Source organism: Streptomyces sp. NPDC048612, assembly GCF_043199295.1.
In the GTDB taxonomy this organism is placed as follows: domain Bacteria; phylum Actinomycetota; class Actinomycetes; order Streptomycetales; family Streptomycetaceae; genus Streptomyces.
Window position 1 is genome coordinate 1 of record NZ_JBICVV010000058.1, and the last position, 6,853, is coordinate 6,853.

The 6,853-nt window shown below is 70.1% G+C and carries 1 protein-coding gene; it reads left to right on the forward strand.

Going from position 1 to position 6,853, the window contains the following annotated elements; all coding sequences use genetic code 11:
• On the forward strand, positions 1-6,853 hold a 6,853-nt coding region (locus ACGFN2_RS35835; RefSeq protein WP_393367166.1), incomplete at both ends, for a type I polyketide synthase.

Genomic DNA, 6,853 nt, shown 5'->3' on the forward strand with positions numbered 1-6,853 from the left:
GCGGCGAATGCGGTGTTGGACGGGTTGGCGCGGTATCGGCGTGGGCGGGGTTTGACGGGGCAGTCGTTGGCGTGGGGTCTGTGGGCCGAGGCCAGTGGGATGACCGGGCATTTGAGTGGTGAGGACCTGCGGCGTCTTGGGCGTTCGGGTGGGCGTCCGTTGGCGTCGGCGGAGGGTCTCGCGCTCTTCGACCTGGCCCTCGCGAACGGCGAGCCCTTCCTGATGCCCGCCCGCATCGAGCTTGCCGCCCTGCGCGCCCGGTCGGCAGAGACCGGCGTGATACCGCTGCTGAGCACCCTCGTCCGGCCGGTGCGTCCCCGCGCCTCCGCTGCGGCCTCCGGCACACCCACGGGAGCGGACACTGCGGGCTCCGCGCTCGCCGACCGGCTGAGTGGACTGACCCCTGAGGAGCGTGTGGGTCGTGTGCTGGGGTTGGTGCGTGAGCAGGTTGCGGTGGTGTTGGGGTATGGCGATGTGGCGGCGGTGGGTGAGTCGCGGGCGTTCAAGGATCTGGGTTTTGATTCGTTGACGGCTGTGGAGTTGCGTAATCGTGTGGCGTCGGTGACGGGGCTGCGGTTGCCGGCGACGTTGGTTTTCGATCATCCGACGCCGCGTGTGTTGGCGGAGTTTTTGTGTGGTGAGTTGGCGGGGGGATCTGTTTCTTCTGGCTCTTCGCCTTGGTCTTCGGCTTCGGTTGTGTCGTCGTCTGGTGGTGTGGTGCGGGCGTCGGTGGTGGATGAGCCGGTGGCGATTGTGGGGATGGGGTGTCGTTATCCGGGGGGTGTGAGTTCTCCGGAGGATTTGTGGGATCTGGTGGTCTCGGGGCGGGACGGGGTGGGTGCGTTTCCGTCGGACCGTGGTTGGGCGGCGGGGGGTGCGTTTGCTCGGGTTGGTGGTTTTCTGCGGGATGCGGCGGATTTTGATGCTGGTCTGTTCGGGATTTCGCCGCGTGAGGCGTTGGCGATGGATCCGCAGCAGCGTCTGCTTTTGGAGACGTCGTGGGAGGTGTTTGAGCGGGCGGGGCTGAGTCCTGATGCGGTGCGGGGGAGTCGTACGGGTGTGTTCGCGGGCGTGATGTATCACGATTACGCCAGCCGTTTGACCGAGATTCCCGAAGACCTCGAAGGCTTCCTCGGAAACGGCAGCGCGGGCAGTGTGGCCTCTGGCCGCGTCTCCTATACCTTCGGGCTCGAGGGTCCGGCGGTGACGGTGGACACGGCGTGTTCGTCGTCGCTCGTGGCCCTGCACCTGGCGGTGCAATCGTTGCGCCAGGGCGAGTGCGACATGGCGCTCGCCGGCGGTGTCACGGTGATGTCGACACCGGGACTCTTCTCGGAGTTCTCGCGTCAGGGTGGTCTGTCGGCGGACGGCCGCTGCCGGTCGTTCGCCGGCGCGGCGAACGGGACCGGCTTCGCCGAAGGCGTGGGCATGCTGCTCGTGGAGCGCCTGTCGGACGCGGTGCGCAACGGTCACGAGGTGCTCGCGGTCGTGCGGGGTTCGGCGGTCAATCAGGACGGTGCGTCTAACGGTCTTACGGCTCCGAATGGTCCGTCGCAGCAGCGCGTGATCCGCGCGGCGCTGGAGAGCGCAGGTCTGTCGGCGTCGGACGTGGATGCGGTGGAGGCGCACGGTACGGGTACGACATTGGGTGACCCGATCGAGGCGCAGGCGCTTCTCACGACGTACGGGCAAGGCCGCGACGGGGACCGGCCGTTGTGGTTGGGTTCGGTGAAGTCGAACATCGGTCACACGCAGGCCGCGGCAGGTGTCGCGGGCGTGATCAAGATGGTCGAGGCCATGCGGCATGGGGTCCTTCCGAAGACGCTGCACGTGGACGAGCCTTCGCCGCACGTGGACTGGTCGGCCGGCGAGGTCGAGTTGCTCACCGAGGAGCGGGAGTGGCCGAGCGTGGACGGACAGCCGCGCCGTTCGGGCGTGTCGTCGTTCGGCGTGAGCGGGACGAACGCCCACGTGGTACTTGAGCAGGCACCTGCGGTTGAGCCGGTGGCTGGCGCTGTGGTGGATGGTGTGTCGGTGCCGTGGGTGCTCTCCGGTGGCACGGAGGCGGCGTTGCGATCGCAGGCGGTGCGGTTGGCGGCTGCGGTGTCTGTTGCGGATGAGTCGCCGGTGGATGTGGGTTTCTCGTTGGTGACGTCTCGGGCGGTGTTGGAGCACCGGGCTGTGGTGGTGGGTTCGTCGCGGGATGAGCTGCTCGCTGGGCTGGGGGACCTGAAGGTTCGTGGGCCGGTGTCTACGGGTGGCCTGGGGTTGTTGTTTACGGGGCAGGGTGCTCAGCGGGCTGGTATGGGGCGGGAGTTGTATGCCGCGTATTCGGTGTTCGCGGAGGTCTTCGACGAGGTCTGTGCCCGGTTGGATGGTGAGCTGGGTCGGTCTTTGAAGGGTGTGGTGTTCGACGGGGGCGGGGAGGGGCTGTTGGACCGTACGCGGTTCACGCAGGCGGCTCTGTTCGCGGTCGAGGTTGCCCTGTATCGGCTGGTGGAGTCGTGGGGTGTACGTCCTGACGCCCTGCTCGGTCATTCGGTCGGAGAGATCGCGGCTGCGCACGTGGCCGGTGTGCTCTCGCTCGATGACGCGTGTGCGCTGGTTGCTGCTCGTGGCCGGCTGATGGATGCCCTGCCGGAGGGCGGGGCCATGGTCGCGGTCGAGGCGGCTGAGGATGAGGTCCGTGCGGCTCTGGTCGAGGGTGTGTCGATCGCGGCGGTGAATGGTCCGCGTGCGGTGGTGATCTCCGGTGACGAGGCTCCGGTGGAGCAGGTCGCTGCGGTACTCGCTGAGCAGGGTGCGCGTACGAAGAAGTTGTCGGTCAGTCATGCGTTTCATTCGGCTCGTATGGAGCCGATGTTGGAGGAGTTCCGTGCGGTCGCGGCCTCGCTGTCGTATGAGACCGCGCGTATTCCGGTCGTGTCGAACCTGACCGGTGGGGTCGCGGGTCCGGAGTTGTCCACTCCGGAGTACTGGGTGAGGCATGTTCGTGAGGCGGTGCGTTTCGCCGACGGCGTCCAGACTCTCCACGCCCAGGGCGTCACCCGGTTCGTCGAGCTGGGCCCGGACGGTGTCCTGTCGGCCATGGCGCAGTCCACCCTCACCGACGCCGAGGACGCCCTCTTCGTTCCGGTCCTGCGCAAGGACCGCGACGAGGCCCACAGCCTCGTCACCGGGCTCGGCCAGCTCCACGCCCACGGCGGCACGGTGGACTGGTCGGCGTTCTTTGCCGGTACGGGTGCCCGCCGCGTCGCTCTCCCCACGTACGCCTTCCAGCGCAGCCGCTACTGGCTCGACGCGACCCCGGCCGCCGTTCCTCGGCAGGACGGTGTGGACGCCGAGTTCTGGGATGCCGTCGAGGGGGGTGAGCCGGGGGCGCTGGCCGATGTGCTTTCGCTCGATGCCGATCAGCTTGCCCCCGTCCTGCCGGCCCTGACCTCCTGGCGACAGCGCCGCCGCGTCCGTTCCGCGATCGACGGTTGGACGTACGGCGTCGAGTGGACCCCGCTGCCGGATTCCGCCTCCGGCCCCCTGGAGGCGCAAGCCCTGCTCGGTGCCGATGCCCCCGACTGGGCGAGGGAGGCGGCTGCCGCCCTGGCCGCGCGAGGCGCTTCCGTGGTCGAAGTACCCGAGGGCACCCAGGAATTCGCGGGGCTGCTCGACGAGAGTGGTGCCGGTCTCGTCGTGTCCCTGCTGACCTCGGTGGAGCTGCTGCCTGCGCTGGTCCGGGCCGTCGAGCCCACGGGGGCCCGGCTGTGGTGCCTGACCAGGGGCGCCGTCTCCACTGGGCCTGCCGACGCCACGGCCACGGACCTGGATGCCGCCGCGGTGTGGGGTTCGGGCCGGGTAGCGGGTCTTGAACTTCCTCAGGTGTGGGGTGGGTCGATCGACCTCCCCGAGTCGCCTGATGCCCGGGTGTGGGACCGCGTCTGCGGTGTGCTGGCCGCCGCCGGCGGCGGCGAGGACCAGGTCGCGGTGCGTACGGGCGGGGTCTTTGCCCGTCGTCTCGTGCGGGTGCCGCTGTCGGGTGAGGGCTGGAGTCCTCGGGGCACGGTGCTGATCACGGGTGGTACGGGTGGTCTGGGTTCTCGGGTGGCTCGATGGGCGGCTGCGCAGGGTGCTGAGCGTGTGGTGCTGGTCAGTCGTCGTGGTCCGGACGCGCCGGGTGCTGCCGAACTGTGCGAGGAGCTGAACGCGGCCGGTTGTGAGGCGGTCGTCGAGGCTCTGGATGTGGGCGATCGTGCGGCTCTTGGCGGTCTCCTGGACCGTATTCCGGTGGATGCGGTGGTGCATGCGGCGGGTGTGACTCGTATCGCCCCGCTTCTGGAGTCTGGTCCGGACGAACTGGCCTCGGTTGCCGAGGGCAAGGTCCGGGGTGCGTTGCTTCTGGACGAGCTGACGCGGGATCGTGAGCTGGACGCGTTTGTGCTCTTCTCGTCGGTCTCGGGTGTGTGGGGCAGCGGAGGCCAGGCGGCGTACGCGGCCGCCAACGCCCGGCTCGACGCTCTTGCCGAGGCCCGCCGCGCCTCCGGTCTCGTCGCGACCTCGCTGGCGTGGGGGCCGTGGGAGGGCGAAGGGATGGCCGCCGGTGAGACCGGCGACGAACTCCGGCTGCGCGGACTCGATCCCATGGCACCGGACGCCGCCCTCACCGCCCTGAGCCTCGCTGCGGGCGGGCCGAACGTGGTCGTCGCCGATGTCGACTGGGAGCGGTTCGCGCCCGCCTTCACCGCCGCCCGCCCGAGCCCGTTGCTCTCCGCGCTCCCCGAAGCGTCCGACGTGAGGGAAGGCGGGGATGACGGGGACAAGGCAGGTGCGGACGAGGCGCCAGACGCCGACCGTACGCCCCAGACCTCCGGCTACGGCCGGACGCTCCTCGCCCTGCCTGAAGCCGAACGCGCCACCGCGCTCCTAGAGTTGGTGCGTTCCCGTACGTCGGAGGTACTGGGCCACGGGCCCGCCGGCCTGCACGCCGTACGGTCCGAGCAGGCGTTCCGCGAACTCGGCGTCAGCTCGCTGACCGCCGTCGAACTGCGCAACGAGCTCTCGTCCGCCCTCGGCATCCGGCTGCCGGCCTCCGTCGTCTTCGACCACCCGACCCCCGCCGCACTCGCCGGACACCTCAACGCGAAGCTGCGCGGCACCCTGCCCGCGAACGAAGCCGGCACCCCGGACAACGGCACGCAGGGCCGTACGGAGGCGAGCGACGACGAGCCGGTCGCGATCGTCGGCATGGCCTGCCGCTACCCCGGCAATCTCGACACCCCCGAGCGCCTGTGGTCGCTGCTCGCCGCCGAAGGCGACGTCATCGCCCCCTTCCCCGAGGACCGGGGCTGGGACCTGGACGAGCTGTTCGCCGAGGGCGCCGACCGAAGGGGCGTATCGGCGGTCAAGCGGGGTGGGTTCCTGGACGGGGCGGCCGACTTCGACGCCCCCTTCTTCGGGATCTCGCCGCGCGAGGCGCTGGCGATGGACCCGCAGCAGCGGCTGCTGATGGAGGTGTCCTGGGAGACCATGGAGCGGGCGGGCATCGACCCGCGCTCGCTGCGCGGCACCCCCGGCGGCGTCTTCGTCGGCGCGAGCAGCCAGGACTACGTGTCCCTGCTCACCCAGAGCGCCGAGGACGTCGAGGGCCACCTGGCCACGGGCAACGCGAGCAGCGTTGTCTCCGGGCGCGTCGCCTACACACTGGGCCTGGAAGGCCCGGCGGTGACGGTCGACACGGCGTGCTCGTCGTCGCTCGTGGCCCTGCACCTGGCGGCGCAATCACTGCGCCAGGGCGAGTGCGACCTCGCCCTCGCCGGTGGCGTGACGGTCATGCCGACGCCGGGTACCTTCGTCGAGTTCAGCCGCCAGGGCGGCCTGGCGGCGGATGGCCGCTGCAAGGCCTTCGCGGCCGCGGCGGACGGCACGGGCTGGGGCGAGGGCGTGGGCATGCTGCTCGTGGAGCGCCTGTCGGACGCGGTGCGCAACGGGCACGAGGTGCTCGCGGTCGTGCGGGGTTCGGCCGTCAACCAGGACGGTGCGTCGAACGGCCTTACGGCTCCGAACGGCCCATCGCAGCAGCGCGTGATCCGCAAGGCGCTGGCCAACGCGCGTCTGGAAGCGTCGGACGTGGATGTGGTGGAGGCGCACGGCACGGGTACGAAGCTGGGCGACCCGATCGAGGCGCAGGCGTTGCTGGCGACGTATGGGCAGGGGCGGGAGTCCGGACGTCCGCTGTGGCTGGGTTCGGTGAAGTCGAACATCGGTCACACCCAGGCCGCCGCGGGTGTCGCGGGCGTCATCAAGATGGTCGAGGCGATGCGGCACGGGCTGCTGCCGAAGACCCTGCATGTGGACGAGCCGACCCCACACGTCGACTGGACCGAGGGCAACGTCCGCCTCCTCACCGAGGCGCGGGCCTGGCCGGATGCCGAGGGCCGTCTGCGCCGGGCCGGTGTGTCGTCGTTTGGGATGAGCGGCACGAATGCGCATGTGGTGCTTGAGCAGGCCCCCGAGGTGGCGGCTGCCGCGGGGAGCGTTGAGCCCGTTGAGCTGGTGGGTGGTGTGCCGGTGCCGTGGGTGCTGTCGGGTCGGTCGGCGGCGGCGTTGCGGGGGCAGGCTGCGCGGCTGGCGGCTGCGGTGTCCGTTGCGGATGAGTCGCCGGCGGACGTCGGCTTCTCGCTGGCGACGTCGCGGGCGGCGTTGGAGCAACGGGCTGTGGTGGTGGGTGCGTCGCGGGATGAGCTGGTGGTGGGGCTTGAGGCTGTTGCTGAGGGTCGTGGTGCGGCTGGTGTGGTTGAGGGTGTTGCCTCGGATGCGGGTCGGGTGGTTTTTGTGTTCCCGGGTCAGGGTTCGCAGTGGCAGG